General features: G+C 69.1%; 26 protein-coding genes. 15 read left to right on the forward strand and 11 right to left on the reverse strand.

Annotated elements, in window-relative coordinates; translation table 11 throughout:
* The first annotated feature begins 1 nt into the window (after position 1).
* Together larE and AB0E69_RS04770 are read left to right on the forward strand one after the other, a co-directional pair.
* Positions 2-1,477, forward strand: coding sequence for an ATP-dependent sacrificial sulfur transferase LarE (larE, locus tag AB0E69_RS04765; protein ID WP_360139533.1), 1,476 nt, complete (start codon positions 2-4; stop codon positions 1,475-1,477).
* A 143-nt stretch (positions 1,478-1,620) separates the two neighbouring features.
* The gene (locus tag AB0E69_RS04770) at positions 1,621-2,004 is read left to right on the forward strand and encodes a cold-shock protein (RefSeq protein ID WP_134107541.1); all 384 of its coding nucleotides are present in this window, start codon (positions 1,621-1,623) and stop codon (positions 2,002-2,004) included.
* A 4-nt stretch (positions 2,005-2,008) separates the two neighbouring features.
* Here the strand turns inward: AB0E69_RS04770 and AB0E69_RS04775 are convergent, their stop codons facing one another.
* On the reverse strand, positions 2,009-2,737 hold the full coding sequence (locus tag AB0E69_RS04775; protein WP_360139536.1) for a TetR/AcrR family transcriptional regulator: 729 nt from the start codon (positions 2,735-2,737) through the stop codon (positions 2,009-2,011).
* Positions 2,738-2,839: 102 nt separating this feature from the next.
* Between AB0E69_RS04775 and AB0E69_RS04780 the strand changes: the two genes are divergently transcribed.
* A complete protein-coding gene (locus tag AB0E69_RS04780; RefSeq protein WP_360139539.1) occupies positions 2,840-4,366 on the forward strand; it encodes an MFS transporter in 1,527 nt (508 codons plus the stop codon).
* Positions 4,367-4,865: 499 nt separating this feature from the next.
* Here AB0E69_RS04780 and AB0E69_RS04785 read toward each other — a convergent pair whose 3' ends face one another.
* Complete coding sequence (locus AB0E69_RS04785; RefSeq protein ID WP_360139541.1) at positions 4,866-6,656, reverse strand: MFS transporter; 1,791 nt, start codon at positions 6,654-6,656, stop codon at positions 4,866-4,868.
* A gap of 117 nt (positions 6,657-6,773) precedes the next feature.
* On the opposite strand from AB0E69_RS04785, the gene AB0E69_RS04790 reads away from it, so the two are divergent.
* On the forward strand, positions 6,774-7,607 hold the full coding sequence (locus AB0E69_RS04790) for a DUF3027 domain-containing protein (protein WP_360139544.1): 834 nt from the start codon (positions 6,774-6,776) through the stop codon (positions 7,605-7,607).
* Positions 7,608-7,623: 16 nt separating this feature from the next.
* On the forward strand, positions 7,624-8,205 hold the full coding sequence (locus AB0E69_RS04795) for a putative glycolipid-binding domain-containing protein (protein ID WP_360139547.1): 582 nt from the start codon (positions 7,624-7,626) through the stop codon (positions 8,203-8,205).
* Here AB0E69_RS04795 and AB0E69_RS04800 read toward each other — a convergent pair.
* The gene (locus AB0E69_RS04800) at positions 8,202-8,507 is read right to left on the reverse strand and encodes a DUF2530 domain-containing protein (RefSeq protein WP_360139550.1); all 306 of its coding nucleotides are present in this window, start codon (positions 8,505-8,507) and stop codon (positions 8,202-8,204) included. The genes AB0E69_RS04795 and AB0E69_RS04800 overlap by 4 nt on opposite strands.
* A gap of 69 nt (positions 8,508-8,576) precedes the next feature.
* Here AB0E69_RS04800 and AB0E69_RS04805 point away from each other — a divergent pair, with 69 nt between their 5' ends.
* Positions 8,577-10,049, forward strand: coding sequence for an NCS2 family permease (locus AB0E69_RS04805; RefSeq protein ID WP_360139553.1), 1,473 nt, complete (start codon positions 8,577-8,579; stop codon positions 10,047-10,049).
* A gap of 42 nt (positions 10,050-10,091) precedes the next feature.
* Here AB0E69_RS04805 and AB0E69_RS04810 read toward each other — a convergent pair whose 3' ends face one another.
* Together AB0E69_RS04810 and AB0E69_RS04815 are read right to left on the reverse strand one after the other, a co-directional pair.
* The gene (locus AB0E69_RS04810) at positions 10,092-10,442 is read right to left on the reverse strand and encodes a hypothetical protein (RefSeq protein WP_360139556.1); all 351 of its coding nucleotides are present in this window, start codon (positions 10,440-10,442) and stop codon (positions 10,092-10,094) included.
* 57 nt (positions 10,443-10,499) lie between these two features.
* On the reverse strand, positions 10,500-10,790 hold the full coding sequence (locus tag AB0E69_RS04815; RefSeq protein ID WP_360139559.1) for a hypothetical protein: 291 nt from the start codon (positions 10,788-10,790) through the stop codon (positions 10,500-10,502).
* An 81-nt stretch (positions 10,791-10,871) separates the two neighbouring features.
* Here AB0E69_RS04815 and AB0E69_RS04820 point away from each other — a divergent pair, with 81 nt between their 5' ends.
* Together AB0E69_RS04820 and AB0E69_RS04825 are read left to right on the forward strand one after the other, a co-directional pair.
* Positions 10,872-11,324 carry a MarR family transcriptional regulator gene (locus AB0E69_RS04820; protein ID WP_360139562.1) on the forward strand — a complete coding sequence of 151 codons (453 nt, stop codon included), beginning with the start codon at positions 10,872-10,874 and terminating at the stop codon, positions 11,322-11,324.
* Positions 11,321-12,646, forward strand: a complete 1,326-nt coding sequence (locus AB0E69_RS04825; RefSeq protein WP_360139565.1) for an MFS transporter — start codon at positions 11,321-11,323, stop codon at positions 12,644-12,646. The genes AB0E69_RS04820 and AB0E69_RS04825 overlap by 4 nt, the downstream gene beginning before the upstream one ends.
* On the opposite strand, the gene AB0E69_RS04830 is transcribed toward AB0E69_RS04825, so the two are convergent.
* Together AB0E69_RS04830 and AB0E69_RS04835 are read right to left on the reverse strand one after the other, a co-directional pair.
* Positions 12,643-13,323 (reverse strand): DUF4429 domain-containing protein, encoded by a 681-nt coding sequence (locus AB0E69_RS04830; protein ID WP_360140408.1) that lies wholly within the window; start codon positions 13,321-13,323, stop codon positions 12,643-12,645. The genes AB0E69_RS04825 and AB0E69_RS04830 overlap by 4 nt on opposite strands.
* A 2-nt stretch (positions 13,324-13,325) precedes the next feature.
* The gene (locus AB0E69_RS04835) at positions 13,326-14,075 is read right to left on the reverse strand and encodes a DUF4429 domain-containing protein (RefSeq protein ID WP_360139568.1); all 750 of its coding nucleotides are present in this window, start codon (positions 14,073-14,075) and stop codon (positions 13,326-13,328) included.
* A gap of 55 nt (positions 14,076-14,130) precedes the next feature.
* Between AB0E69_RS04835 and AB0E69_RS04840 the strand changes: the two genes are divergently transcribed.
* Positions 14,131-15,534: a mycothione reductase gene (locus tag AB0E69_RS04840; protein ID WP_360139571.1), complete on the forward strand. Its 1,404-nt coding sequence runs from the start codon at positions 14,131-14,133 to the stop codon at positions 15,532-15,534.
* On the opposite strand, the gene AB0E69_RS04845 is transcribed toward AB0E69_RS04840, so the two are convergent.
* On the reverse strand, positions 15,517-16,959 hold the full coding sequence (locus AB0E69_RS04845; RefSeq protein WP_360139574.1) for an LLM class flavin-dependent oxidoreductase: 1,443 nt from the start codon (positions 16,957-16,959) through the stop codon (positions 15,517-15,519). The genes AB0E69_RS04840 and AB0E69_RS04845 overlap by 18 nt on opposite strands.
* 20 nt (positions 16,960-16,979) lie before the next feature.
* The gene (locus AB0E69_RS04850; RefSeq protein WP_360139577.1) at positions 16,980-18,164 is read right to left on the reverse strand and encodes an MFS transporter; all 1,185 of its coding nucleotides are present in this window, start codon (positions 18,162-18,164) and stop codon (positions 16,980-16,982) included.
* 205 nt (positions 18,165-18,369) lie between these two features.
* Here AB0E69_RS04850 and thpR point away from each other — a divergent pair, with 205 nt between their 5' ends.
* The 6 genes from thpR (at position 18,370) to AB0E69_RS04880 (ending at position 23,759) form a co-directional block, all read left to right on the forward strand.
* On the forward strand, positions 18,370-18,933 hold the full coding sequence (gene thpR, locus AB0E69_RS04855) for an RNA 2',3'-cyclic phosphodiesterase (protein WP_360139580.1): 564 nt from the start codon (positions 18,370-18,372) through the stop codon (positions 18,931-18,933).
* 46 nt (positions 18,934-18,979) lie between these two features.
* A complete protein-coding gene (efeU, locus tag AB0E69_RS04860) occupies positions 18,980-19,831 on the forward strand; it encodes an iron uptake transporter permease EfeU (RefSeq protein WP_360139583.1) in 852 nt (283 codons plus the stop codon).
* Positions 19,832-19,863: 32 nt separating this feature from the next.
* Positions 19,864-21,024, forward strand: a complete 1,161-nt coding sequence (gene efeO / locus AB0E69_RS04865; RefSeq protein ID WP_360139586.1) for an iron uptake system protein EfeO — start codon at positions 19,864-19,866, stop codon at positions 21,022-21,024.
* Entirely contained in the window at positions 21,021-22,271 is a 1,251-nt protein-coding gene (gene efeB, locus AB0E69_RS04870; protein WP_360139589.1) for an iron uptake transporter deferrochelatase/peroxidase subunit, read from the forward strand. The genes efeO and efeB overlap by 4 nt, the downstream gene beginning before the upstream one ends.
* Positions 22,272-22,296: 25 nt before the next feature.
* Positions 22,297-23,019: a hypothetical protein gene (locus tag AB0E69_RS04875; protein ID WP_360139592.1), complete on the forward strand. Its 723-nt coding sequence runs from the start codon at positions 22,297-22,299 to the stop codon at positions 23,017-23,019.
* Positions 23,020-23,318: 299 nt separating this feature from the next.
* The gene (locus AB0E69_RS04880) at positions 23,319-23,759 is read left to right on the forward strand and encodes a hypothetical protein (RefSeq protein ID WP_360139595.1); all 441 of its coding nucleotides are present in this window, start codon (positions 23,319-23,321) and stop codon (positions 23,757-23,759) included.
* A gap of 1 nt (position 23,760) precedes the next feature.
* On the opposite strand, the gene AB0E69_RS04885 is transcribed toward AB0E69_RS04880, so the two are convergent.
* On the reverse strand, positions 23,761-24,600 hold the full coding sequence (locus tag AB0E69_RS04885) for a carbohydrate ABC transporter permease (protein WP_360139597.1): 840 nt from the start codon (positions 24,598-24,600) through the stop codon (positions 23,761-23,763).
* Positions 24,593-25,573: a sugar ABC transporter permease gene (locus tag AB0E69_RS04890; RefSeq protein WP_360139600.1), complete on the reverse strand. Its 981-nt coding sequence runs from the start codon at positions 25,571-25,573 to the stop codon at positions 24,593-24,595. The genes AB0E69_RS04885 and AB0E69_RS04890 overlap by 8 nt, the downstream gene beginning before the upstream one ends.
* Positions 25,574-25,611 lie beyond the last annotated feature (38 nt).

Genomic DNA, 25,611 nt, shown 5'->3' on the forward strand with positions numbered 1-25,611 from the left:
CGTGTCAACCGCCGCTCTTGAACCCACCGCCGATACCGCCGATGTGCCGGAGCTGGTCGTCGGGTTCGACCTGGACATGACGCTGATCGACTCCCGGCCGGGGATCCAGGCAGTGTGGGACCTGCTGGCCGCGGAGACCGGCGTACCGATCGACAGCGAGCTGGTGGTGAGCCGGCTCGGGCCGCCGCTGACCTGGGAGATGGCGAACTGGTTCCCGGCCGACCAGGTCGACGCGATGGTTGCGCGGTACCGCGAGCACTACCCGGCGCACGCGATCACCGGAAGCCTGCCGTTGCCGGGCGCGCTGGAGTCGCTGGCCGCGATCCGCGCGCTGCGTGGCCGGTCGATGGTCGTCTCGGCGAAGTACGAGCCGTCGGTGCGGCTGCACCTCGAGCACCTCGGGCTCGACATCGACGAGCCGGTCGGTGACCTGCACGGAGCCGAGAAGGGTACGGCGTTGCGCCGGCACCAGGCGACGATCTTCGTCGGCGACCACACCGCGGACATCGACGGCGCGCACGCGGCCGGCGCGGTCGCGGTGTCGGTGGCGACCGGTCCGTTCACGGCCGACGAGCTGCGGGCGTACGGCGCTGACGTGGTGCTGAACGATCTGACCGAGTTCCCGGCGTGGCTGGACGCGTACGTGCTCGAGCAGCGGCTGGAAGCGTTGATGCGGCGGCTGTCGTCGTACGACAAGATGCTCGTTGCCTTCAGCGGTGGTGCCGACTCGGCGTTCCTGCTGGCGGCCGCGGCCCGGGCCATTGGTCCGGCCAATGTTGTCGCGGCGACCGCGGTGTCGCCGAGCCTGCCGGCCGCGGAGCTCGAGCCGGCGGCGCGGTTCGCGGACGGTCTCGGCGTACGGCACGTGACACCGCACACGCACGAGATGGAGCGCGAGGGCTACCAGGCCAACTCCGGTGCCCGGTGCTACTTCTGCAAGGCCGAGCTGGTCGAGACGCTGCAGCCGATCGCCGACGAGTTCGGGATCACCGCGATCGCGACCGGGACCAACGCCGACGACGCGATCGCCGGGTTCCGGCCGGGGATCCGGGCCGCGTTCGAGCGCGGCGCGCTGACCCCGCTGAAGGACGCGCGGCTGACCAAGGCGCAGATCCGGACGGCCTCGCGGAGCTGGGGGCTGGAGACGTCGGACAAGCCGGCCGCGGCCTGCCTGTCCAGCCGGATCGCGTACGGCATCCGGATCACGCCGAACCTGCTCGTCCGGGTCGACCGGGCCGAGCAGGCGGTCCGCTCCGCGCTGGCGGCGTACGACGTCGCGAACGTGCGGGTCCGGGACCTCGGGGACAGCGCGTCGATCGAGATCGACGCCGAGCTGCTCGACCGCTTCGACCACCACGTGCTGGTGAATGCGGTCATGGCCGAAGGGTTCGCGACCGCGCAGGTGGACCCGCGGGGGTTCCGGTCCGGGTCGATGAACGAACGGCTCGCGGAGCCGGAGAAATATCGCGGGTTGTGAGGGTGCGGCGAGCCGGCCGGATCAGGTAGTTTCCCGGAGGCGCCGCCGCTCCGGTTCACGTACGCTGGGGTTTCTGAGCGGGCCTGACCGCCCGGTCGCTTCCGACGATTGACTTCTGTACCGATTGCACTAGAGGGGTTCCCGTGCCCGTTGGCAAGGTGAAGTGGTACGACTCCGACAAGGGGTTCGGTTTCCTCAGCAAGGAGGAGGGCGGGGACGTCTACGTCCGCGCCGAGGCTCTCCCGTCGGGTGTCACCAACCTGAAGCCGGGACAGAAGGTCGAGTTCGGTGTCGTCGAGGGCCGCAAGGGCGAGCAGGCCCTGCAGGTCCGGCTGATCGACCCGCCGCCGTCGGTGGCGAAGGCGATGCGGCCGAAGCCGGAGGAGATGCAGGTCGTCATCGAGGACCTGATCAAGCTGCTCGACCGGATCGGCGAGAACTACCGCCGCGGCCGCCAGCCGGACAACAAGTCCGCCAAGCAGGTCGCGACCGTACTCCGCGGCGTCGCCGACAAACTCGACTTCTGACCCCTCACGTCGCGCGGCGGCTGATCAGGCTCTGGACGCCGTCGAGGACTGTGGTGAGGCCGAAGTAGAACTCGGTGGGGTCGTTGTCGATGAACTCCTGCGGCTGCTCGAGGGTCGCTGTGATCGCCGGGAAGCGGTCCGGGGTGGCGAGCATGCGGAGGCGGCGGGCGTAGCGCTCGCCGGCGGCCGCGGCTTCGTGGGGCGGCAGGTTGAGCATGTTCACGCTCAGGCCCGTCGTACCGCGGACGTAGATGTTCACCAGGAGCATCGCGGACAGCCGGTCGCTGGGCGTCAGCGGCGTGTCTTCGAACGCGCGCAGGCCGGCCTCCATCCACACCAGCTGGTTCGGTGAGAGCGGGGGCTCGAAGACCGGGACCTGCAGGATCCACGGGTGTTCCTGCAGCGCGGCCCGGAATGCCTCCGCCCAGGTGGTGATCCGCTGCTGCCAGTCCTCGGCGTCGCTCACGTCCGGCGGCAGGCCGAACGCCTCGTCGAGCATGACGACGTACAGGTCGTCCTTCGCCTCGACGTACCGGTAGAGCGCCATCGTGGTGACGCCGAGCTCGGCCGCCACCTTGCTCATCGAGACCGCGCTCAGCCCGCCCGCGTCGGCGAGCTTGATCGCGGCGCGGCCGATGTCACCGACCTGAAACGCCGGCTTCGGCCCCGGGCGGGTGCGCCCTTCGATCCCCCAGAGCTGCTGCAGGACCCTTGGCAGTTCGATCTCGTCCATGATCACCATCCTATCTGTTTACAGCATAGACAGTCTTGTGTATGGTCTGTGTATGGCGCACACAGTGTGCGGCGTAAACAGATAAATCTTCGGAGGGGCATCATGAGTCAGCCGGAACTCGCGGGACGCAAGGAGTGGATCGCGCTCGGCGTGCTCGCGCTGCCACTGCTGCTGGTCTCGATGGACGTGTCGGTGCTGTACTTCGCGGTTCCGTTCATCAGCTCGGACCTCGGCGTGTCGGCGACCGAGCAGCTGTGGATCTTCGACATCTACGGGTTCGTACTGGCCGGGCTGCTGATCACCATGGGTTCGCTCGGCGACCGGATCGGCCGGCGCAAGCTGCTGCTGTTCGGCGCGATCGGGTTCGGGATCGCCTCGGTCGCGGCGGCGTACGCGCAGAACCCGGAGCAGCTGATCGCGGCTCGCGCCGTGCTCGGGATCGGCGGCGCGACCCTGATGCCGTCGACCCTGGCGCTGATCCGGAACATGTTCCACGACGCGAAGCAGCGGTCGAAGGCGATCGCGTTCTGGAGCGCGGTGATGATGGGCGGGATCACCCTCGGGCCGGTGCTCGGCGGGTTCCTGCTGGAGCACTTCTGGTGGGGTTCGGTGTTCCTGATCAACACCCCGGCGATGCTTCTCCTGCTGGTGCTCGCGCCGGTGCTGCTGCCGGAGTTCAAGGCGCCCACCGGTGGGCGGTTCGACCTGATCGGGTCGGTGCTGTCGCTGGCCGGCGTGCTGCCGGCAATCTGGGGGATTAAGGAGTTGGCGGCGAACGGTGCGTCGGTGCTGCCGGTGGTGTCGATCGTGGCCGGGCTGGTGTTCGGGGTGCTGTTCGTACAGCGGCAGCGGACTGCGGCGCACCCGATGGTCGATCTGTCGATGTTCAAGAACCGGGCGTTCTCCGGATCGCTGGTCGCCAACACCGTCGGGACCCTGGCGCTGGTGGGGAACGCGGTGTTCCTGACGCAGTACCTGCAGCTGGTGCACGGCCTGACTCCGCTGAAGGCGGCTCTGTGGTCGCTGGCTCCGTCGGTCCTGGTCGGTGGGGCTGCTCCGCTGGCGACTGCGCTGGCCGGGAAGTTCGACCGGGCGTACGTGATCGGCGGGGCGTTCGTGCTCGCGGCGTCGGGGTACGGCGTACTGACTCAGGTGCAGGTCGGCTCGTCGCTCGCGGTGCCGCTGACCGGGGCGGGTCTGCTGGCCGCCGGTCTGGTGATGGTGATGTCGCTGGTCACCGAGGCGATCGTCGGCTCGGTCGCTCCGGAGCGGGCCGGATCGGCCTCCGCGGTGATGGAAACCTGCTCGGAGTTCGGCGGGGCGCTGGGGATCGCGATCCTCGGCTCGATCGGTACTGCGGCCTACCGCGCCGACCTGCCGTCCGGTGTCGCGGCTCCCGTCCGCGAAGGCCTCCCGGCCGCCACCGCGGCCGCCGCCCACCTCCCCGCCCAGCTGGCCGAAACCTTCCTCACCACCGCCCGCCACGCCTTCACCCACAGCATGAACGTGGTAGCCGTCGTCGGAGCCATCCTCCTACTGGCCACCGCCGTCACCTCAGTAATCGCCCTCCGCGGCACCACCGCCCCCGCCCCAACCCCCGAGGAGTCCGAACTAGAACCCGCCGCCTGACAACCGAGACCGGGCGGTCGTGTGCACCCCACCCGGCCGCCCAACCCCACCCCAGCGGCGGCCGAGTGAACCCACCCGGACGCCCGACCCCACCCCAGCGGCGGCCGAGTGAACCCACCCGGCCGCCCGACCCCACCCCAGCGGCGGCCGAGTGAACCCACCCGGCCGCCGCTTCACGCCTTCCCCCTTCGAGGGGTTATCCGCTCGTGCTGCGCCTTCACCCCTCGCATACCAGGGGAGAACCCTCAACCCGAGGGGATATCCCCTCGAATGCGAACCAGCCCGCTGGCGGCCACCGGGGCTGGGGCCCAGCGGGGTGGTGGCGCCGAGGGCCGGGGGACAAGCGGGGGTGGTGGCGCCGGGGGCCGGGGGACAAGCGGGGAGGCCGGGTGGCCGGGAGGCCGGTGGGGCGAGGGGTAAGCGGGGTTGCCGGGAGGCGGTGGGGCGAGCGGGGTGGTGGGGTCGGAGCGCCAGCGGGAGGCCGGGGGTCGTGGAGGGGTCAGCGGGGTGGACGGCGGGGGTTTCTGGGTTTGGAGGGGTTCTTGTTGCGTTCGACGGTTGGGTCGTCGGCCCACGGTTTTGGTTCTTCGCGGGTTTGGTCGTCGTCTTCGGGTTGGCCGCTCCACCAGCGGCCGGCCGGCTGGTCGGGTGGGGTGTCGCCGGTCTTCCACTCGACGGTCGGCTCGTTCTCCGAGTGTGAGCGTCTGGCGCGCTGCTCGGCGACGCTGGTGGTGAGGATCGTGCGACTGGTGCTCGGGTGATCGTCCCGCCGCGGGTGCCCGTGCGGCCGATCGGCATGCGACGACGGACGCGGCCCACCGAGACCGCCGGGCTTCAGCGGTCCCTCGGTCGGGCGAGTCGTCGGGCGCATCCGCAGTACCAGGAAGACCACTATCAGCAGTACGCCGGCCAGGAAGCCGAAGCCCAGTCGCGGGATCAGCGGCAGCACGATCCCGCACCCGCCGCCGAGCACCCACGCCAGCTGCAGCACCGTCTCCGAGCGCGCGAACACCGACGTCCGCACGGACTCCGGCACGTCGCGCTGGATCATCGCGTCCAGCGACAGCTTCCCGAGCGAGCTGCACAGGCCGGCGACCAGACCGAGCGCGATCAGGATCGGGAACCCGTACAGCACCGCGACCGCGACCGCCACGATCGCGTCCGCGAGCAGCACCACCAGCACGACCGCTTCCGGCTTACGTGCCTTGAGCAACGATCCGAGCAGGGTGCCGAGGCTGTTCCCGATCCCGGCCGCGGCGATCACCGCGCCGGCCGCGACCGCGCCCTTGATCCCGCTGACCGGCTGGTCGCGGAGCAGGAACGCGAGATACATCGTCAGGAAGCCGGACACGAACCGCAGCCCGAGGTTGCACCGGATGCCGCGCGCTACCGCCGACGTGATCGCCCGCCGGCGCGCGTCGCGGCCCGCCGTCCCGGTGACCTCCTCGTCGGCGGGGGAGTCGACGGCGCTCGGCAGCCGGATCGCGAGGATCAGACCGATGATGTACACCAGCGCCGCCCACCGCAGCGACCACTGCGGCCCGATCGCGGCGAACGCGCCTGCGATCCCGGCGCCGATCGTCGCGCCGGCGACACCGGCCAGGGAGATGCGGGAGTTGGCGGTGACGAGCGTGATCTGCTTCGGCAGCAACCGCGGTACGGCGGAGGCGCGGGTCACGCCGTACGCCTTCGAAGCGACGAGGCAGCCGAGGGCCGCCGGATACAGCCAGGCGGAACCATGGCCGGTGATCGAGGACGCCAGGCTCCAGACCAGGAACGCGCGGGCACCGAGCGTCGCGCCGATCGCCCAGCGGCGACCGTGCCGGAACCGGTCCAGGATCGGGCCGATCAGCGGGGCCATCAGCGCGAACGGGGCCATCGTCAGCAGGAGGAACAGCGCGACCCGGTCCCGCGCCTGGTCGCTCGGTACCGTGAAGAAGACAGTCCCCGCCAGCGAGACGGCGAAGGCGGTGTCACCGGCGGCGTTGACCGCGCCCAGCTCGATCAGCCGCGCGAGGCCGGACTCGCCGGCGCCTTGAGCGTTGGTCAGCCCACGGATCCGCCGCCCGGTCGCACGCCCGACCTTGCCGCCGACGACCGCTGCCTTCTTGGAGGCGGACGCGACCCCCTCGGCGCCGACCTTGGACGCGTGTCCGACCTTCTTGCTCGCACTCCCCACCCGGCCCCGGGCGTCCGTCAACCGCTCACCAGCCGACTTGCCAGCAGCCTTCGCACCGCTGGTGGGTCCGCTGCCGGGCGCCTTCGGGTCGGCGGGGTCGGAGGGGTGCATGAAACCATCCTGCCTCGTACCGGGGACAGACCGCAGTCACCGCGCGTATCCCTTGTGGATTGTGGGTTGTGGATGGCGGTTCGGAGTACTGCGGAGGGCGTGCGAGAATGGGCGATTGTGACTCCCGTCAAAGCCCCGGAAGCGGTCCGCGCCAAGGCCGACGCGATCAGCGTCGCGGCCGTCGAACCGGCGCGCGCGGCGGCGATCGCCGAGGCCGGCGCCGCCCAGGTCGGTGAGCACCTCGGCCACTCGGTCGAGGGTGAACGCCTGGTCACGCACTACTTCGCCTCCACGCACCCCGGGTACCGCGGCTGGCGGTGGGCGGTCACGGTCACCCGCGCCTCCCGTGCCAAGACGGTCACGGTCAACGAGGTCGTCATGCTCCCCGGCGACGAGGCGATCGTCGCTCCCGAGTGGGTCCCGTGGTCGGACCGCGTCCAGCCGGGCGACCTGCGCCCGGGCGACCTGTTCCCGACGCTTCCGGACGACCCGCGGCTCGAGCCGGGCTTCAACGACACCGACGCCCCCGATGACGTGCTGACGGTCGTCCAGGAGCTCGGGCTGGGGCGCGAGCGCGTGCTCTCACCGATCGGCCGGGAGGACGCGGCCGAGCGCTGGTACGGCGGAGACTTCGGCCCGACGTCCCCGATCGCCCAGGCGGTCGCGCACAAGTGCCACAGCTGCGGCTACTGGATCCGCCTCGCGGACAGCCTCGGCCAGGCCTTCGGCGTCTGCGCCAACGAGATGGCCCCCGGCGAGGGCCGCGTGGTCGCGTACGACTACGGCTGCGGCGCCCACTCCGATGTCACGGTCGACGCCCCTGATCACCCCACCACCGAACACGCCTTCGACACCACCGGCTACGACGCGATGGAGTTGGCCGACGCCGTCCAGTCCGAGGTAGAAGCCACCGCCGAGCCAGAGTCGGACGACGACCTTACCGAGAGCTGAGCCTAAGGTCTGAGGCATGGACCTGGGTGATCTGCCCGCGGACGCATCCTGGCGGCACGTGGGGGTGCGGACGGGGTACGAAGTGCTCTTCGTCGACCGTGTCGGCGATGGCGTCCGGCTGCGAGGGAGTACTGCGGCTCGCGAAGGCGACGCGAGTTGGTACGTCGGGTTCGAGGTCGAGGTCGATGCTCGGTGGCAGACGCGGCGCGTGCGGGCTGTCAACGCGACGGCAGCTGGGAACGGCGAGGTCGTGCTGGAGCGGGACCCGCGCGGGCGGTGGACGGTCGATGGGGTGCCACGGCCGGAGCTCGACGGGTGCGCAGATGTGGACTTCGAGTCGTCGGCGGTGACGAACACGCTGCCGGTGCATCGGCTGCCGTTCACCGTCGGCGAGACCGTCGCGGCTTCGGCGGCGTTCGTGCGGGCCGACGATCTCAGCGTCGAGCGGCTGGAGCAGCGGTACACGCTGCTGAAGATGGACGACGACGGCCCGGTGTTTCACTACGAGTCGCCGACGTTCGACTTCGAGTGCGAGCTGCGGTTCGACCCCTCAGGGCTGGTGCGGACCTACCCGGGGATCGCGGTACGGGACTACTAGTCTTCGACGGGGTGGCCGGCCTGGATCTTGCTCCAGCGGCGCTTGCAGTACCAGAGGCCGATCAGGCCGAGGGCGAAGCCGGCGACCGGGACCCAGAGCCACCAGTCGAGGTCGTCGTCCGCGAGCCGACCGCGGAAGAAGAGCAGGACGACGAACGAGACCGCCCACAGCACGATGCCGGTGATGACGCTGGGGATGCCGGACAGGTCCAGCGGCTTGACCTCGGCGTGGACCAGTTCGCCGCGGGCCAGCTGACTGGTCGGGTCGGTGCGCTTCTTGGGCGCAGGCTGCTCCTCCGTCACAGGTCTACCTTACGGCCAATTGGTGAAGGTACTCGCTAACCGGTCGTCCGGCCTGGCACGATGCCGTCTATGAGCTCGCCCCAGGCCGCGCAGGTCCGCTCCGGATCCAGTCCGTTCGATGCGTTTTTCAAGATCAGTGAACGTGGGTCCACGGTCAGCCGGGAGATCCGCGGTGGGCTGGTCACGTTCTTCACGATGGCCTACATCGTCGTGCTGAACCCACTCATCATCGGCACCGTCAAGGACGGCACCGGCCAGTTCGTCGGTGGCGGCACCGACCCGGCCGCCGCGATCGCCAAGGTCGCCGTCGCGACCGCGCTGGTCGCCGGCGTGGTGACCATCCTGATGGGCGTGGTCGCGAACTTCCCGCTCGCGCTCGCCACCGGTCTCGGCCTGAACGCCTTCATCGCGTTCTCGGTCGCGACCAAGATGACCTGGGCCGACGCGATGGGCCTGGTGGTGCTCGAGGGCCTGATCATCCTGGTCCTCGTCCTCACCGGCTTCCGGAAAGCCGTCTTCGAGGCGGTACCGCTCCAGCTCAAGGTCGCGATCAGCGTCGGTATCGGCCTGTTCATCGCGTTCATCGGCGTCATCGACGCGGGCTTCGTCCGGCGGCCTTCCGCGCCGGGCGGTCCGCCCGTCGAGCTCGGTGTCGGCGGCAACCTTCGCGGCTGGCCGGTGCTGGTGTTCGTGGTCGGCCTGATCCTGATCGTCACGCTCTACGCGCGCAAGGTGAAGGGCGCGATCCTGATCGGGATCCTGGCCGCGACCGTGCTGGCGATCATCGTCGAGGCGATCGCCAAGGTCGGTCCCCGGACGGCAGACAACCCCGGTGGCTGGGGCCTGAGCGTGCCGAAGCTGCCGGACCAGTGGTTCACCAAACCGAACCTCGACACGATCGGCGAATTCAACCTGTTCGGCTCGTTCGGCAAGGTCGGGGTGGTGTCGGCGCTGCTGCTGATCTTCACGCTGATGCTGGCCGACTTCTTCGACACGATGGGCACGATGACCGCGATCGGCGCCGAGGCGGGCCTGCTCGACAAGGACGGCATCCCGCCGAACTCGCAGCGCATCCTGATCGTCGACAGCGTCGCGGCCGCCGCCGGTGGCGCCGCGTCCGTCTCGAGCAACACGTCGTACATCGAGTCGGCGTCCGGTGTCGGTGAGGGCGCGCGGACCGGGCTCGCGAGCGTCGTGACCGGGATCTGCTTCCTGATCTCGATGGTGGTCGCGCCGCTGGTCACCCTGGTCCCGTACGAGGCAGCGACGCCGGCGCTGATCCTGGTCGGCTTCCTGATGATGACGCAGGTCAAGGGGATCGACTTCGACGACCTCGAGGTCGCGTTCCCGGCCTTCCTGACCATCGTCCTGATGCCGTTCACGTACTCGATCTCGGCCGGCATCGGCGCCGGCTTCGTCGCCTTCGTCATCCTCAAACTCGTCCGCGGCAAGGCCCGCCAGGTGCACCCGCTGATGTACGTCGTTGCCGCCCTCTTCGTCATCTACTTCGCCATCGGTCCCCTCGGCGACTGGCTGACCTGAGGCACGGTGCCGGCCCGGCGCGTACCGGGCCGGCACCAGCCGTCAGCAGTGCACGAAGACGCGGGTGGTCTTGTTGTCGGTGTAGCCGATCAGCACCCGCTGGGTGTACGGCGGTACCTGCACCAGGAACTCGTTGCCGTACCAGAGGTCGACGGCGTTCGCCGCGGTCTTCACCGCGGACGTCCGGTCGCCGATCTCCGGGACGTCCCACCAGCCACACTGCGGCACCTCCCACCGCTGCTCGGCCTCCTGGTCGATGTACAGGCACACCTTGCCGGGGTTGCAGGCCCACGACTGCACGGTGTCGGTCCCCGCCTGGGCCGGCACGGTGCCCAAGGCAACCACTCCGGCGGTGACGACGGCCGCGGACAGGACGGTTCTGGCCGGCTTCAAGATGATCTCTCCTCTGGTCGTTCGGTGCTCTGCACCTCACGGTAACCAGCGAAGTGGTCACGCTGCGTGTAACTTCTTGCCAACGGCAACTTCATGACAGGCTGCGGCGCAGCTCCACAGCGACCTTGACCAGGGCGGCAGGCCGACGCCGGCGCTCACCACCAGCACCTGCATCCACTGCCGGACGACCAGGCTGGTCACCGAGTTCGCCGGCTCGGTCTCGAGTTGCCGGATGAGCGGCGGCGTCGCCCGGGTGTAGATGTCGTGCGTCGGCGAGAAGTCCTCGATGAACGGCGGCAGGGCCGCCCGCCGGAACCGCCGCTCGTACCGGTCGAGCTCCGCACTCATGACCGGCACTCCAGCGGTCGGGGAATACCTGTCGCCGCGATCGGGTTTTAGTTAGCAAAGGTAATGAGTTAAGGTAACGACATGCCCGAAGTCGTAGCGCAGCAGGTGAAGAGTGACGTCGGGCTGGCCAGTGCGCTGCGGTCGTCGACCTTGCGGCTCTCCCGGCAGATCCGCCGGCAGCGTGAGCCCGGTCACGACCTCACCGCCAACCAGCTCAGCGTGCTCGGCGCGCTGGCCAAGCACGAGGCGATGACGATCGGCGAGCTGGCCGCCCACGAGCAGGTCAAGCCGCCGTCGATGACGCGGATCGTGACCACCATGGAGGAGGCGGGGCTGGTGCTACGCCGCCCGCACCCGACCGACAAGCGCCAGATCGTGGTCGAGCTGACCGCGCGGGCGGACGAGCTGATCCTCGCCAACCGCCGGCGCCGCGACGAGTGGCTGCAGAAGAAGCTGAAACAACTGACCCCCGAGGAGCGCGACATCCTGCGCAAGGCAGCCCCTGTCCTGGAACGCCTGGCGGCGACGTCATGAGTCCCACCTTCCGCGCGTTCAAAGTCCGCAACTTCCGGCTCTACGCCTCCGGCGCGATCATCTCCAACGTCGGCACTTGGATGCAGCGCGTCGCCCAGGACTGGCTGGTCCTGGAGCTGACCCACTCCGGTACGGCGCTGGGCATCGTGACCGGACTGCAGTTCCTGCCCGCCCTCCTGCTCGGCCCGTACGCCGGTCTCGTCGCCGACCGCTTCCCGAAGCGGCAGGTGCTGACGCTGACCCAGGTCGCGATGGGCACCTTCGCCCTGATCCTGGGCGGACTCACCATCGCCGGCGTGGTCCAGCCCTGGCACGTGTACCTGCTGGCGCTGCTGTTCGGGGTGGGCACCGCCTTCGATGCCCCGACCCGGCAGGCCTTCGTCGTCGAGATGGTCGGCCGCGACGAGCTGTCCAACGCCGTCGGCCTCAACTCGGCGTCCTTCAACGCCGCCCGGCTGCTCGGCCCGGCCCTGGCCGGCCTGTTGATCAACTGGATCGGCACCGGCCCGGTGATCGCGATCAACGGGTTCACCTACGCGGCGGTGATCATCTCGCTGCGGCTGATGCGGGTCGGCGAGCTGCACACCCCGAAGCCGGCCGGCCGCGAGAAGGGCATGATCCGCGACGGAATGCGGTACCTGTGGCGCCGGCCCGATCTGATGATGGTCCTGGTGGCGGTGTTCTTCGCGGGCACCTTCGGGCTGAACTTCCAGCTCACGTCTGCGCTGATGGCGACCCAGGTCTTCGACAAGGGCGCGGGGGAGTACGGCATCCTCGGATCGGTGCTCGCGATCGGTTCGCTGTCCGGTGCACTGCTCGCGGCGCGCCGGGTCCGGATCCGCGCCCGGCTGGTGATCGGCGCGGCCGTGGCGTTCGGTGTGCTGGAGATCGTCAGCGCGCTGATGCCGACGTACCTCACCTTCGCGCTGGTCCTGCCGCTGGTCGGGCTCACCTCGCTGACCCTGCTGACCTCGGCCAACGCCACCATGCAGCTCAGCATCGAGCCCACCATGCGTGGCCGGGTGATGGCGCTCTACATGACCGTCCTGATGGGCGGTACGCCGATCGGGTCCCCGCTGATCGGCTGGGTTGGTCAGGCGTTCGGCGCGCGCTGGTCACTGATCGTCGGCGGCGGGCTGACGGTGATCGGCACGGTCGCCTCGGTGCTGTACTTCTCCCGCCGGCGCGGCCTGGCGATCCGGCCGCGGCTGCTGCCCCGCCCGCACCTCGAGGTCCTGCCCCAGACCGAGCTCCTCGGCGAGAAGGCCGTCGTCGACGCGGCCCCCGACACCGAGAAAGAGATCGGCCCGCAGGTCGCCTAGGGCCGGATCCGCGTCAACAGCCGCGCGGCGAAGAACAGCACGTCGGCATCCGTACCGCGGGCGCTGACCATCGCCGCCGGGTCGTGGCTCGGCTTCGGTCGCTCGGCCGGCGTCCGCGCCGTGCTGACCCGGAGGAAACCCTTCCTGCGGCGCTCACCCGCAGACCACTCGACGTCGACGATCTCGTCCAGCGGGACCGCCCACGGATCGCCGAGCGCCTTCTTCTTCCGCCGCGCACCGCGCTGGTAGGCGAAGGTGAGCCGGCCGCCGGCGACCGACAACGTTGCGTCCCGCCCCTCGATCCGGTCCGGCGCCACGGGCGGTGCGACCAGCCAGCGCGTCGCCGGCGTCGACGGTACGTCGCGGCGCGCCATCGTCCTGCGGATGTCCCGCCGGACCCGCTCGGCAGCGACCGGGTCGTCGACCTTGAACGTGCCGAGGATGTCGAACGGCGCACCGGTGACCGACTGCAGCGGATCAGCGCCCTCGCGCAGGACCAGCCGCAGTACGTCCGCGTCCAGTTCGATCGACTGCAGCGCCTCGACCGGGATCGCGCGTTCGCCCAGGCGGGTGCAGAGCGTGCTGGTCAGCTCGTCGAAGCCGGTGCCGTCGTACCGCATCCGGAGGATTCCGGTCTCGTCCCAGTCCAGCGTTCCGTGATCCCCGAGCAACCGCATGGTCAACAGTCCACCATCGACAGCAGCTTCGCGCCGAAGAACAGCGCGTCGGTCTCGGCCAGTGGTTGCGTGACCAGCGTCTCCGGGTCCTTCGCCGGCTCCGGGCGGTCGGTGGGGGTGCGCGCGCTGGTGATCCGCAGGTAGCCGTTGCTGCCCCACTTGTTCGTGATCGGCTGCCACTCCACGGCGACGACCTCGGCTACCGGCAGCCGCCACGGGTCGCCGTACGCCTTCTTCTCCTTGGGGGTGGCGAAGCCGTAGTCGAAGACCAGTTCGTCGCCCTCCAGCGCGAGCTTCATGCCCTGCTGCCCCTTCAGACCGGTCGGCGCCGGCGGGGCCTCGACCAGCCAGCGGTCGGCCGGCGCGGAGCCGAGCTGGTGCAGCGCGATCGACGTACGGATCTCCTGGGCGTAGTAGTCGGCGAGCAGCCACTGGGCGTTGTCGAAGTCGAACCGGTACGGGTCGATCAGCTCGTTGAGCGCGCCGCCGGCGACCGAAAGGAGCGGGTCGGCGTGGTCGCGGAGGACCAGGCGGATGGTGGGGTCCTCGTGGCCGCCGGGCATGACCAGCTCCACGTCGCGGACCGCCTCGATCGGGACGGTCCGCTCGCCGAGCTTCTTCAGGACGAGGTGGGTGAGGGTGCTCTTCTGCTTGATCCAGGCGCCCTCGTACCGGAGCTGGATCGTCCCCAGCCCGTCCCAGACCAGGACAGCGTTCCGCCCCCGCAGTTCGTCACCACTAACCTCCGCCACCCGGATATTTTGGTCCCACCCCAGGGTCAGCTTGGTGTCAGGGACACAATGAGGTGTGACCCATTACGACGTAGTGATTATTGGGACAGGTTCCGGCAACACGATCGTGAACAAGCGGTTCGCGGACCTGAAGGTCGCGATCGTCGAGCGTGGCACCTTCGGCGGTACCTGCCTGAACGTCGGCTGCATCCCGACCAAGATGTTCGTGCACACCGCCGACCTGGCCGCCACCCCCTCGGTGAGCTCGCGGTACGGCGTCGACGAGCAGCTGCTCGGCGTCCGCTGGCCGGAGGTCCGGGACCGGATCTTCGACCGGATCGACCCGATCGCCGAGGGTGGTTCGGAGTACCGGCACCACAGCCCGGACAGCGCCAACATCACGGTGTACGACGGCACCGGCCGGTTCACCGGGGTCAAGGAGCTGACCGTCGACAACAAGGACGGCTCGACCAGCGTGTTCAGCGCCGACCGGTTCGTCCTCGCGGCCGGCAGCCGCCCGGTGATCCCGCCGATCCCCGGGCTCGAGGAGACCGGGTACCACACCTCGAACACGATCATGCGGCTCGAGCAGCTGCCGCGCCGGATGGCGATCATCGGCGGCGGGTTCGTCGCGGCCGAGTTCGCGCACGTGTTCGCGTCGTTCGGGGTCGAGGTGACGATGGTCGCCCGGTCCAGCCGGCTGCTCCGGCAGGAGGATGCCGACATCTCCGAGCGGTACACGCAGATCGCGCAGCACAAGTACGACGTACGCCTGAACCACGAGACGATCAGCGTCGCGCGGAACCCCAACGGGTCGATCCAGCTCAAGATGCTGCACCCCGAGGGCCTCGCCGAGCTGACCGTGGACGAGATCCTGGTCGCGGTCGGTCGGGTGCCGAACTCGGACCTGATGAACCTGGCGGCGACCGGTGTCGAGGTCGACCCCGAGGGCCGAGTCGTCGTCGACGAGTACCAGGAGACGACCGTCGAGGGCATCTACGCGCTCGGGGACGTGACCACGCCGCACCAGCTCAAGCACGTCGCAAACCACGAGGCGCGGGTGGTGAAGCACAACCTGCTCAACCCCGACGACCGGATCAAGGCCGACCATCGCTTCGTCCCGCACGCGGTCTTCAGCTCGCCGCAGATCGCGGCCGTCGGCCTGACCGAGGCGGAGGCCCGCGAACGCGGCATCGAGTACGTCGTGAGCGTGGAGCGGTACGCCGATATCGCGTACGGCTGGGCGATGGAGGACACCACCGGCTTCGCGAAGCTCCTCGCCGACCCGAAGACCGGTCAGCTGATCGGCGCGCACATCATCGGCCCGCAGGCGCCGACCGTCATCCAGCCGGTGATCCAGGCGATGAGCTTCGGCCTGGACGCCTACGCGATGGCGCGCCAGCAGTACTGGATCCACCCGGCCATGCCGGAGCTGATCGAGAACGCCTTGCTCAAGCTGGAGCTACATCCGGAAAGCTGAGATCACCTCGCCGACCGTGTCGAGGGTCTCGAGGTCGGGCAGGCTGAGCATCACCTCGGCCACGCCCGCCTCGGACAGCTCGCGGAAGCGCCCGATCTGATCGTCGACCGTGCCGGCGTTGACGGCCGCGGCGTACTTCGCCGGGTTCACGTTCCGCGGTCGCAGCGTCTGGACCAGTTGGTCGGTCTGCTGCTGATCCTTCCCGACCAAGGTCGTCGAGAAATGGGTGAGCTCGACGGGCCTCGGTCCCAGCAGTCCCGCCAGCTTGCGCACCTGCGCGGCATCGCCGAACACGTTCACGGCGTCGGCGTACCGCGCGGCCAACCGCACCGTCCGCGGTCCGCTGCCCCCGACCAGCACCGGCAGATGCTCCTGCAACGGCCGCGGGTAGCACGTGGTGTCCGGTACGTCGAGAACCTTGCCGTGAAAGGGTTTGTTGCCCGGACCCCACAGCACCGGCAACAGCTGCAACGCGTCCTCGAGCAACGCGTAGCGTTCGCCCACCGACGGAAACGACCAGCCGTACGCCTTGTGCTCCGCCTCGAACCACGCGAGCCCGACGCCACACACCGCCCGGCCGGAACTGAGTACGTCGAGGGTTGCAGCGATCTTGCCGAGGTGAGCGACATTTCGATAGGTGATCCCGCTGACCAACGTGCCGAGCTTCACGCGGTTGGTGCAGGCGGCGAGGTATCCGAGCGTGGTCCAGCTCTCGAGAAAGTCGTCCCAGGCCCGCCCGACCTGCGGAATCTGCCGGAAGTGATCCATCACATAGATCGCGTCGAACCCGACTCCCTCGGCCCGCTCAGCAACCTCCCGCACCCATTTCGCCAACCCGGCCCGACCCCCTGGATAGCTGCTGATCTGCAGCCCGAACCTGAGCCCCACCGGGGTTTCTGATTGCCGGGTGTGCGCCGCAGCCGACTCGACGAACGCATTCGGCACGACCCGAACAGCAGTCGGCCGGAGTACCTCGTCGTACCCCTCGACAGCCAGCTCCTCCCGGACCACCCGCCATGTCCGCAGCTGCGACGTCAGCACGTCCGCCGGGATCCGCTTCGCCGCCCGCTCCCGATTCCGCCGCCGGCACTCCTCAGCCGGCGTATCGAACCCCACAGCAACACAAGCCATCCCCGCAGCACGCGCCAAACCCAGCCACGCCAACCGCCGCTCTTTGTCCAGCCCCAGCGTGTCGACGACAGTCGTCAGCCCCCGCCCGATTCGTTGCTTCACCACCACGTCCAGCAACGCAAACGCATCAGCACTGGCCGCGATATCGTCCTCGCCCGCACCCACCATCGCCCGCAACCGATCACTGGAAACAACCAGCTCAGGCGCGAACCGCTCCGCCGCCCAAGTGGACTTTCCGGACGCCCCTGGACCCACCAGAATGACCAGACAAGGCGAGGGCAGCTTGAGCTCCATGACCGCAGTCTGACCCGGGATCACCCGAACACGGAAGGCACCCGCCACCGGATCACGCCCGCAAGGGCGGCGGCAAGCCCGACCGCGAGCGGAGGTACGGCGAAGGCCAGCGCCGGACCGCCGCGGTCGACCAAGGCGCCACCGATCGCGGCACCGAGCGCCGTACCGACGGCCAGTCCGGTGGACTGCCACGCGAACGCCTCGATGCGGCACTCGACCGGCGTTGCCCGGCGAATCAACAGGTAGCCGGACGTGGCCAGCGGCGTCGCCAGCAGACCGGTCCCCAGCAACGTCGTCGCCAGTCCGGCAAGCCCCACCGGCGATTCGATCATCGCGAACACCGTCAGCGGGACCAGGCAGCAGGCGAACCTGGCCATCAAGCGCACGTAGTCCCGCGACCCATCGCCGGTGCTGCCGATGACACCGCCGAGCGTCAAGGTCGCCTGTACGACGCCTGCCGCGGCCGGTGCGCCGGCGTGCGTTGCCGCCGCCACCAGTGCGATCGGCAGCACGCCGTACGTCAGGCTCTGTAGCAAGGTGCAGGCAGACAGCAGGCGTACGGCGGGGATCCGCAACGCACCGCGGCGGCGACCACGGTCCCGGCCCGACGACCGGCCAGGCCCGGCCGCAGCAACGAAGCCAAAGGTGCCTGCAGCAACCATCACGGCTGCGACGACGGCATCGACCGCCGGCCCGGCGAGCGCGACGAGGCCGGTCGCGAGCAGCGGGCCGAGCAGGAAGAAGCTCTGCTGCAGCAAGGATTCCATCGCGAAGACGGTTGGTACCTGGTCGTCCGCGACCAGTTCGGCCAGCCGGGCCTTGACCGCTCCCGAGATCGGCGGCACGCCGAGTCCGGCCACGGCGGCCAGCGCGCAGAGTGCGGCGGGGGAGCGGGCGATGGTCAGGCCGATCGTGGCTGTCACGTGCACGACGGCGATCGGGATCAGCACCCGCACGTATCCGAATCGGTCGACCAGACGGCCCTGCCAGGGAGCGGTGAGCGCGTCACCCATCGCGAAGAGCGCGGTCACCGTGCCGGCGATCGCGTAGGAACCGGTCTGCCGGCTCACCAGCAGGACCACGGCCAGCGGCATCATGCCCTTCGGCAGCCGCGCGATCAGCGAGCTGACCGCGAGCGAGCGGACATGCGGGAGGGCGAGGACGGTACGGAAGGCAGTCGCGGCGAGCAGGCGCGAGCGGAACATCGGGCATCACCTCGGGCGTTCGACGGCACGGTCAAGTGCGCCGACGTCGCCCTACCAGGCTTTTGCCCCTTCAGATGCCCACCGACCGCGGTGGGTCGTGGCGCTCGGACCAGCCCGCCCGCGGGCGGCGGAACCCTAGCCACGTCCAGTCGATCGGGCCCAAATTAGCACGCGGCGGGCACCCGGGAGCCTCTAATCTCGGGGGATGCGATTGTTCGTGGCTGTGGTGCCACCCATCGAAGTTGTGGAGGATCTGAGCGGGTTCGTGGAACCGCGGCGGGAGCATCCGGATGAGGACATCCGGTGGGCCGCGGACGAACACTGGCACCTGACGTTGGCGTTTCTCGGCGAGGTGCCGGAGTGGAAGACCGAGGAGCTGGAGGAGCGGCTGGAAGCGGCGGCGAAGCGGCAGAAGCCGTTCGAGTTGCAGTTGGCCGGAGCGGGTGCCTTCCCGGGCGTGCCGGACGCTCGCGTGCTGTACGCCGGCGTACGCGACGACACCGAGTCGCTCAGGCACCTGGCGCTGACCACCCGGTCCGCGGCGAGCCGGGCCGGCGTACAGGTCGAGGGCCGCAAGTTCACCCCGCACGTTACGCTGGCGCGGTTGCGCCGTCCGATCGACGTGACCAGGTGGGTCAGGGTGTTCGACACCTACCGGAGTCCGGTCTGGACCGCCCAAAGCGTGCGTTTGATCGAGTCCCGGCTCGGCGAGGGTCCGGGCCACAGTGCGGCGTACACCACAGTAGGCGAATGGGACTTCTTAGGTTAACCTCAGGAAGGTTAGCCGTACCTAATGCGATGAAAGAGTTCCCGCCATGCTCGCGAACTACCTGATCGGACTCCGTGAAGGACTCGAGGCCTCGCTGGTCGTCAGCATCCTCGCCACCTTTCTGGTCAAGTCCGGGCATCGGGATCGACTCAAACTGGTCTGGATCGGTGTCGCCACGGCACTCGCCGTGGCGGCCGCCGCCTGGGGCCTGCTCCAGTTCGTCACCGCGCTGACCGCGAAGTCGTTCACCACCCAGGAGACCGTCGGCGGGGTGATGTCGATCCTCGCGGTCGGCTTCGTCACCTGGATGATCTTCTGGATGCGCAAGGCGTCCCGCAGTATCGCGCGGGAGCTGCGCGAGCGGATGGGCCAGGCCCTCCAGGTCGGCTCCCGCGCGGTCGTCATCCTGGCCTTCCTGGCGGTGTTCCGGGAGAGCATCGAGACCGCGTTCATCGTCTACGCGTCGGCCGCGGCCGCGACCAGCGCCGTACCGTTCGTCGGCGTCCTGCTCGGGCTCGCGACATCCGTCGTCCTGGGGATCGCGATCTACAAGGGGGCGGTGAAGATCAACCTGGCCGTGTTCTTCAAGTGGACCGGCGCGGTGCTGGTCCTGGTCGCGGCCGGCATCTTCGCCTACGGCTTCCACGACCTGCAGGAGGCCGGCATCCTGCCCGGGATCGGCTCGATCGCCTTCGACATCTCGCACGTGATCCCGCCGGACAGCTGGTACGGCGTGCTGCTCAAGGGCATCTTCAACTTCAACCCCGCGCCGACCGTGCTCGAAGCGACCGCCTGGCTGGCCTACCTGGTCCCGGTGCTGGTCCTCTACTTCCGCCCGGTCAAGGTCCCGGCATCTTCCGCGGTACCGGCCGGCAAGACCGCCGGCGAAGCGGCCTGAGTCCCCTCCACCACCCCCGTCACAGGAGAAACATGTCCACGTCCGCGCCCTTGGTTGGCACCGCCCGTCGGGCTTCCGTCCTCGGTACCCTCCTCGTCGTCGGCCTTGCCGCGCTCTCCGCGTGCGCGAAGGACCAGCCGGCCGCGAAGGACGACGGGACCGGCCCGGTGTCGGTCAAGGCGTCCGACTCGGGCTGTGACCTGAGCCGCCGCGACGTGAAGTCCGGCACCAGCACGTTCTCGGTGGCGAACAGCGGCAGCAAGGTCACCGAGTTCTACGTGTACGCCGAGGGCGATCGGGTGATGGGCGAGGTCGAGAACATCGGGCCGGGCCTCAAGCGCGACCTGATCGTCGAGCTGCCGACCGGCAAGTACCAGGCGGTCTGCAAGCCGGGCATGGTCGGCGACGGCATCCGCGGCGACCTGACCGTCACCGGTGATGCGGCGGCGCAGGTGGACGAGGACACGCTGCTCAAGCAGGCCACCGAGAGCTACCAGCGGTACGTGAACTCGCAGGCGCTCGCGCTGGAGCAGAAGACCACCGAGTTCGTCACCGCGGTCAAGGCCGGCGACGTGGCGAAGGCGAAGGCGCTCTTCCCGGTGTCGCGCACGTACTGGGAGCGGATCGAGCCGGTGGCGGAGTCGTTCGGCGACCTCGACCCGAAGATCGACGCCCGCGTCAACGACGTCGAGCCGGGCACCGAGTGGACTGGATACCATCGGATCGAGCAGGCGCTCTGGGTCTCGAACACCACCAAGGGCATGGAGAAGTACGCCGACCAGCTGCTGACCGACGTGAAGACGGTCGTCGCGAAGGCCAAGGTCGTGAAGCTCACCCCGCTGCAGCTCGCCAACGGCGCGAAGGAGTTGCTCGACGAGGTCGCGACCGGCAAGGTCACCGGCGAGGAGGACCGCTACTCGCACACCGACCTCTGGGACTTCGAGGCGAACGTCGAGGGCTCGCAGGCCGCGATCCAGGCGCTCCGCCCGGCCCTGCAGGCGCGGGACGCGGCGCTCGTCACCCAGCTGGACACGCAGTTCAAGGCAGTCCTCGGCGCGCTCGACAAGTACCGCGTCGGCGACGGCTTCAAGCCGTACACCGCGACCGAGCCCGAGAAGAAGGCCCTGGGCGCGGTGGTCGACGGACTGGCCGAACCGGTCAGCCAGGTCGCCGGAGTGATCGCCAAGAAATGACTGAACGCAAAGGGATATCGCGCCGCGGGCTCTTCGGCGCCGCGGGTGCCGCCGTCGCCACCGGCGTCGCGGGGTACGCCGCCCACTCCGCCCTGGCCGGTGAAACCTCGCAGGCGGCGGACAACAACGGACCGGTGGAGTTCCACGGTCCGCACCAGGCTGGGATCACGACGCCGGTCCAGGATCGGCTGCACTTCGCCGCGTTCGACGTGACCACGACGAGCCGCGCCGAACTGATCGCCTTGCTGAAGGAGTGGACCGCCGCGGCCGCGCTGCTGACCGCGGGTCGCGACATCGGTCAGTACGGCGCCGTGAACGGACCGGACGAGGCGCCGCCGGAGGACACCGGTGAGGCCGTCGGTCTGCCGCCGGCGCGGTTGACGCTGACGATCGGCTTCGGCCCGTCGCTCTTCGACAAGCGGTTCGGACTCGCGGCGAAGCGGCCCGCGGCGTTGGTGGACCTGCCGCACTTCATCGGCGACGATCTCGAAGAAGCGCGCTCGTACGGCGACATCGCAGTACAGGCCTGCTCGGACGATCCGCAGGTGGCAGTGCACGCGATCCGCAACCTCGCCCGGATCGGCTTCGGGCGGGTCGCCGTACGGTATTCGCAGCTCGGCTTCGGGCGTACGTCGTCGACGTCGCGCGCGCAGGCGACGCCGCGGAACCTGTTCGGCTTCAAGGACGGGACGAGCAACCTCAAGCTCGAGGACCCGGACAAGCTCGAGCAGCACGTGTGGGTCCAGCCCGAGGACGGCTCCGACTGGATGACCGGTGGCTCGTACCTGGTCTCCCGCCGGATCCGGATGAACATCGAGATCTGGGACCGTACGTCGCTCGGCGAGCAGGAAGGCATCATCGGCCGCGGCAAGGGCACGGGTGCGCCGCTCGGCAAGTCGGACGAGTTCGATGCGATCGACTTCAACGCCAAGAACGCCGACGGCCAGCCCAAGATCCCGACCGACTCGCACGTCCGTCTCGCCCACCCCAACTTCAACAAGGGCGCCGAACTGCTCCGCCGCGGCTACAACTTCGTCGACGGCTCGGACGGCCTGGGCCGCCTCGAAGCCGGCCTCTTCTTCCTGGCCTACCAGCGAGACCCGCGCAAACAGTTCATCCCGATCCAGACCCAACTGGCCCGCAACGACAAGATGAACGAGTACATCCACCACGTAGGCTCAGCCATCTTCGCCTGCCCACCCGGCGTAACCCCCGGCACCTACTGGGGCGAAAAACTCTTCACCTGAGCCAGTCGGTGACTAAATTGTGGCGGTGAGCAACCAACGGAGTGGGTGGCAGCAGCCGCAGTACGGTGGCTATCCGCCGCAGTACGGCGGCTATCCACCGCCACCGCCGCGGAAGTCGCGGACCGGGCTGATTGTGGTGCTCAGTGTGGTCGGTGTGCTTGTGCTGGTGGCCGGTGGGCTCGCGGTCATCGGGTTCGTCGTGGAGAGGCAGGACGGCAAGAGCAACCCGGCCGCCCCGGTGGCGACGGAGTGGAATCCGCCGGCCACCTCGGCCACCCCGTCGGCGGCATCCCCCTCTGGGGTCAAGGTGCAAACGGTGCTCGCCGCGGTGCAGGCGGCCGGTTTCAAGTGCAAGGACAACGGCTTCGAGTGGGAGTGCGCGAAGCCGCTCAACTACGTCACCGTCTCCTACGACTACACGGACCGCACGCTCGTCTCGGACTTCCAGGTCCAGACCTTCAGTGGCCGCGGACCCAACGGCATGCCCCAGGGGCCGAAGAAGGTGGTGGCGAGTGCCAACCTGTACCTGAAACTCGGCATCCCACTGATGTTCCCGGACCCGAACCAGCGCGCGCAGGTCACCGCGTGGTTCGCGCAGAACCTCGGCAAGTGCCCGGGCCGCCACCCGGTCCCGGTCGCCGGCTACTACCTCAGCTGCGAGGAGCCAACCGCGATCACCGTCACCGACAAGGTCCCGATGACCAGCTGGGACAACGTCGCCCGCATCGAACGCCGGCGCCTCCGCTGAGCCCGCCGCTGACTACATTGTGGCGGTGAGCAACCAGCAGAGCGGCTACCCCGGCCAGCCGCAGTACCCGCAGCAGCCGGGCCAGCCGTCGTACGGGCCGCCGCAGTACGGTCCGCAGTACGGCGGCTATCCGCCGCCCCCGCCTCCGCCGCGGCGAAGCAAGGCCGGGGTCGTGGTGGCCGGCGTGGCCGACGCGGCCCTGCACCGAGCCGAGCACGGAGCCGGAGCCGAGCTCACAGCCGAGGAAGCCGGTTGCCGGCTGCGACGGCTGCCTCCCGGGCGTCACGGTCAACTCGCTCGTGAAGGCCTTCAGGTCCAAGGGCTACGTCTGCGCGCTCGACCGCCGATGGGAATGCAGCCGGGGCACCGTCGACGTCTACATCAGCCCTGACTACACAAAGAAGATGTACGCCGAGTACATCGACGTGAGTGGCGGCAGCAGCGCCAAGGTGCAGAACTGCCCGCAGTGCATCAAGGGCGCAGTCGCGTCGCTCAAGCAAGGCCTGCCCGGCGCGCTGGCCGTGTTCGTCAAGGACGCGTCGGTGCGGCAGCAGATCGTCACCTTCGCCATGCAAGGAGCCGGCCTCCCCGCCTCCGGGCCGAGCTCGACCCGGGACGCCAAGGTCGGCGGCTACCGGCTGTCCACCCAGGGCTACAGCGGCGCAACCGTGGGCAAGAACGGCCGGTATGCGACCTTCTACTCAACCTCGGTCTCCATCCGCGGAGTCTCCGAGTACTGACCTACTTGACCGCACCCGCCGTCACACCGGCGACGAAGTGACGTTGGGCCAGCAGGAATCCGATGACCACCGGGACGCTGACGACCAGGGCGGCCGCCATGATCTGGTTCCAGTAGATGTTGGTCTGCGTCGAGTACTGGCGCAGGCCGACCGACAACGTCCGGTTGGCCTCGGTGGTCATCACCGAGGCGAAGAGGACTTCACCCCACGCGGTCATGAACGAGTAGATCGCGACTGCGATCACGCCAGGCCGAGCGGCCGGGAGGACGACCCGCCAGAGCGCGCCCATCGGGCCGCAGCCGTCGACCATCGACGCCTCGTCCAGCTCGCGCGGGATGCTGTCGAAGTACCCGGCCAGCATCCAGATCGAGAACGGGAGGCTGAAGGTCAGGTAGGTGATGATCAGCCCGAGCCGCGTCCCGACCAGCTGCAGGCCGAACGAGTTGTTGATGTTCACGAAGATCAGGAACAACGGCAGCAGGAACAGCACCCCCGGGAACATCTGCGTCGACAGCACGGTCGTGGTGAACACCGACCGGCCGCGGAACCGGAACCGCGACACCGCGAACGCGGCCAAGATCGCGATCGCCACCGAGAACACCGTCGCCGCGACCGACACGATCGTCGAGTTCACGAAGTACCGCGCCAGCGGCACCGTCTTCCACATGTCCACGAACGGCGCCAGCGTCAGGTTCGACGGCCACCAGCTGAATGCGCCCTGCACGTCCTTCAGCGGCTTCAGCGACGACGTGATCATCACGTACAGCGGGACCGCGACGAACAGCCCGAGCACCACCAGCACGACGCCGCGGTAGATCTTGAAGCCCTGGGTCTCACGCACGGCGGGACCTCCTTCCGGTGACCAGCAGGTAGGCGCCGGTGACGATCATCAGGAAGATCAGCAGCAGCACGGACATCGCCGCACCGGTGCCGAAGTTCCAGGTCAGGAACGACGCGTTGTAGATGTGGAACGTGATCAGGTCCCCGGCCGGCGGCTGCGCCGTACCGAACAGCACGTACGGCGTGTTGAAGTCGCTGAACGTCCACAGGAACAGGACGAGCACCAGCACCAGGTTGACCGGCCGCAGCGAGGGCAGCGTGATGTTGCGCCATTGCCGGAGGTTGCCGGCCCCGTCCACCGACGCGGCCTCGTAGAGATCGCCCGGGATGCTCTGCAGGCCGGCCATCAGGGTGAGGAACGCGAACGTCCACAGCTTCCAGGTCGCGACCGTGATCAGCGAGACCAGCGCGTTGCCGCCGATCAGCCAGAACGCCCGGCCGTCGCCGAGGTGCAGCTGCTCGAGCACATGGTTCACCGCGCCGGTGTCGCGCTGGAGCATGAAGTTCCAGGTCAGGATCCCGGCGTACGCCGGTAGCGCGTACGGGACCAGGAAGAACGTCCGGAGGATCCCGCGACAGCGGAACGGCTGCTGCAGCGCGACGGCCGCGGCCATCCCGAGTACCCAGGACAGCGCGACCGTGATCAGCGAGAAGGCGACCGTGACGCCGAAGGACTTCAGGAGCCCTTCGCCGACGGAGTTGTTGAAGTCGAGCGCGACCTTGTAGTTGCCGAGCCCGGCGGCCGGTGCCGCGGACCAGTTCGCGATGAAGAACTTGGTCAGCTTGATGAAGCTCATCCAGATCCCGACCAGCATCGGGATGATGTGGATGAACAGCTCCAGCAGGACTGCCGGAGCCAGCAACAGGTAGGGCAGCCACCGGTTCAGTCCCGGCCGGTGCTCGGGGCCCCGCTTGGTCTTGGGCTTCGCCGGCCTGGCGTCGGCCCGGGTCGCTTGCTCTGTGGCGACGGACATCCTCCGGGTCGCCTCCTGTCTCTCGGGGGTGCAGACGG

The organism is Kribbella sp. NPDC026611 (genome assembly GCF_040638345.1).
Taxonomy (GTDB): Bacteria; Actinomycetota; Actinomycetes; order Propionibacteriales; family Kribbellaceae; genus Kribbella.

What these genes read in the sequence shown, in the direction of transcription:
- AB0E69_RS04775 (WP_360139536.1), bottom strand. Translation starts at nt 2,737, where the DNA reads ATGGACGAGATCGAACTGCCAAGGGTCCTGCAGCAGCTCTGGGGGATC.
- AB0E69_RS04780 (WP_360139539.1), top strand. Translation starts at nt 2,840, where the DNA reads ATGAGTCAGCCGGAACTCGCGGGACGCAAGGAGTGGATCGCGCTCGGC.
- AB0E69_RS04785 (WP_360139541.1), bottom strand. Translation starts at nt 6,656, where the DNA reads ATGCACCCCTCCGACCCCGCCGACCCGAAGGCGCCCGGCAGCGGACCC.
- AB0E69_RS04795 (WP_360139547.1), top strand. Translation starts at nt 7,624, where the DNA reads ATGGACCTGGGTGATCTGCCCGCGGACGCATCCTGGCGGCACGTGGGG.
- AB0E69_RS04805 (WP_360139553.1), top strand. Translation starts at nt 8,577, where the DNA reads ATGAGCTCGCCCCAGGCCGCGCAGGTCCGCTCCGGATCCAGTCCGTTC.
- AB0E69_RS04815 (WP_360139559.1), bottom strand. Translation starts at nt 10,790, where the DNA reads ATGAGTGCGGAGCTCGACCGGTACGAGCGGCGGTTCCGGCGGGCGGCC.
- AB0E69_RS04820 (WP_360139562.1), top strand. Translation starts at nt 10,872, where the DNA reads ATGCCCGAAGTCGTAGCGCAGCAGGTGAAGAGTGACGTCGGGCTGGCC.
- AB0E69_RS04825 (WP_360139565.1), top strand. Translation starts at nt 11,321, where the DNA reads ATGAGTCCCACCTTCCGCGCGTTCAAAGTCCGCAACTTCCGGCTCTAC.
- AB0E69_RS04830 (WP_360140408.1), bottom strand. Translation starts at nt 13,323, where the DNA reads ATGCGGTTGCTCGGGGATCACGGAACGCTGGACTGGGACGAGACCGGA.
- AB0E69_RS04845 (WP_360139574.1), bottom strand. Translation starts at nt 16,959, where the DNA reads ATGGAGCTCAAGCTGCCCTCGCCTTGTCTGGTCATTCTGGTGGGTCCA.
- AB0E69_RS04850 (WP_360139577.1), bottom strand. Translation starts at nt 18,164, where the DNA reads ATGTTCCGCTCGCGCCTGCTCGCCGCGACTGCCTTCCGTACCGTCCTC.
- thpR (WP_360139580.1), top strand. Translation starts at nt 18,370, where the DNA reads ATGCGATTGTTCGTGGCTGTGGTGCCACCCATCGAAGTTGTGGAGGAT.
- efeU (WP_360139583.1), top strand. Translation starts at nt 18,980, where the DNA reads ATGCTCGCGAACTACCTGATCGGACTCCGTGAAGGACTCGAGGCCTCG.
- efeO (WP_360139586.1), top strand. Translation starts at nt 19,864, where the DNA reads ATGTCCACGTCCGCGCCCTTGGTTGGCACCGCCCGTCGGGCTTCCGTC.
- efeB (WP_360139589.1), top strand. Translation starts at nt 21,021, where the DNA reads ATGACTGAACGCAAAGGGATATCGCGCCGCGGGCTCTTCGGCGCCGCG.
- AB0E69_RS04890 (WP_360139600.1), bottom strand. Translation starts at nt 25,573, where the DNA reads ATGTCCGTCGCCACAGAGCAAGCGACCCGGGCCGACGCCAGGCCGGCG.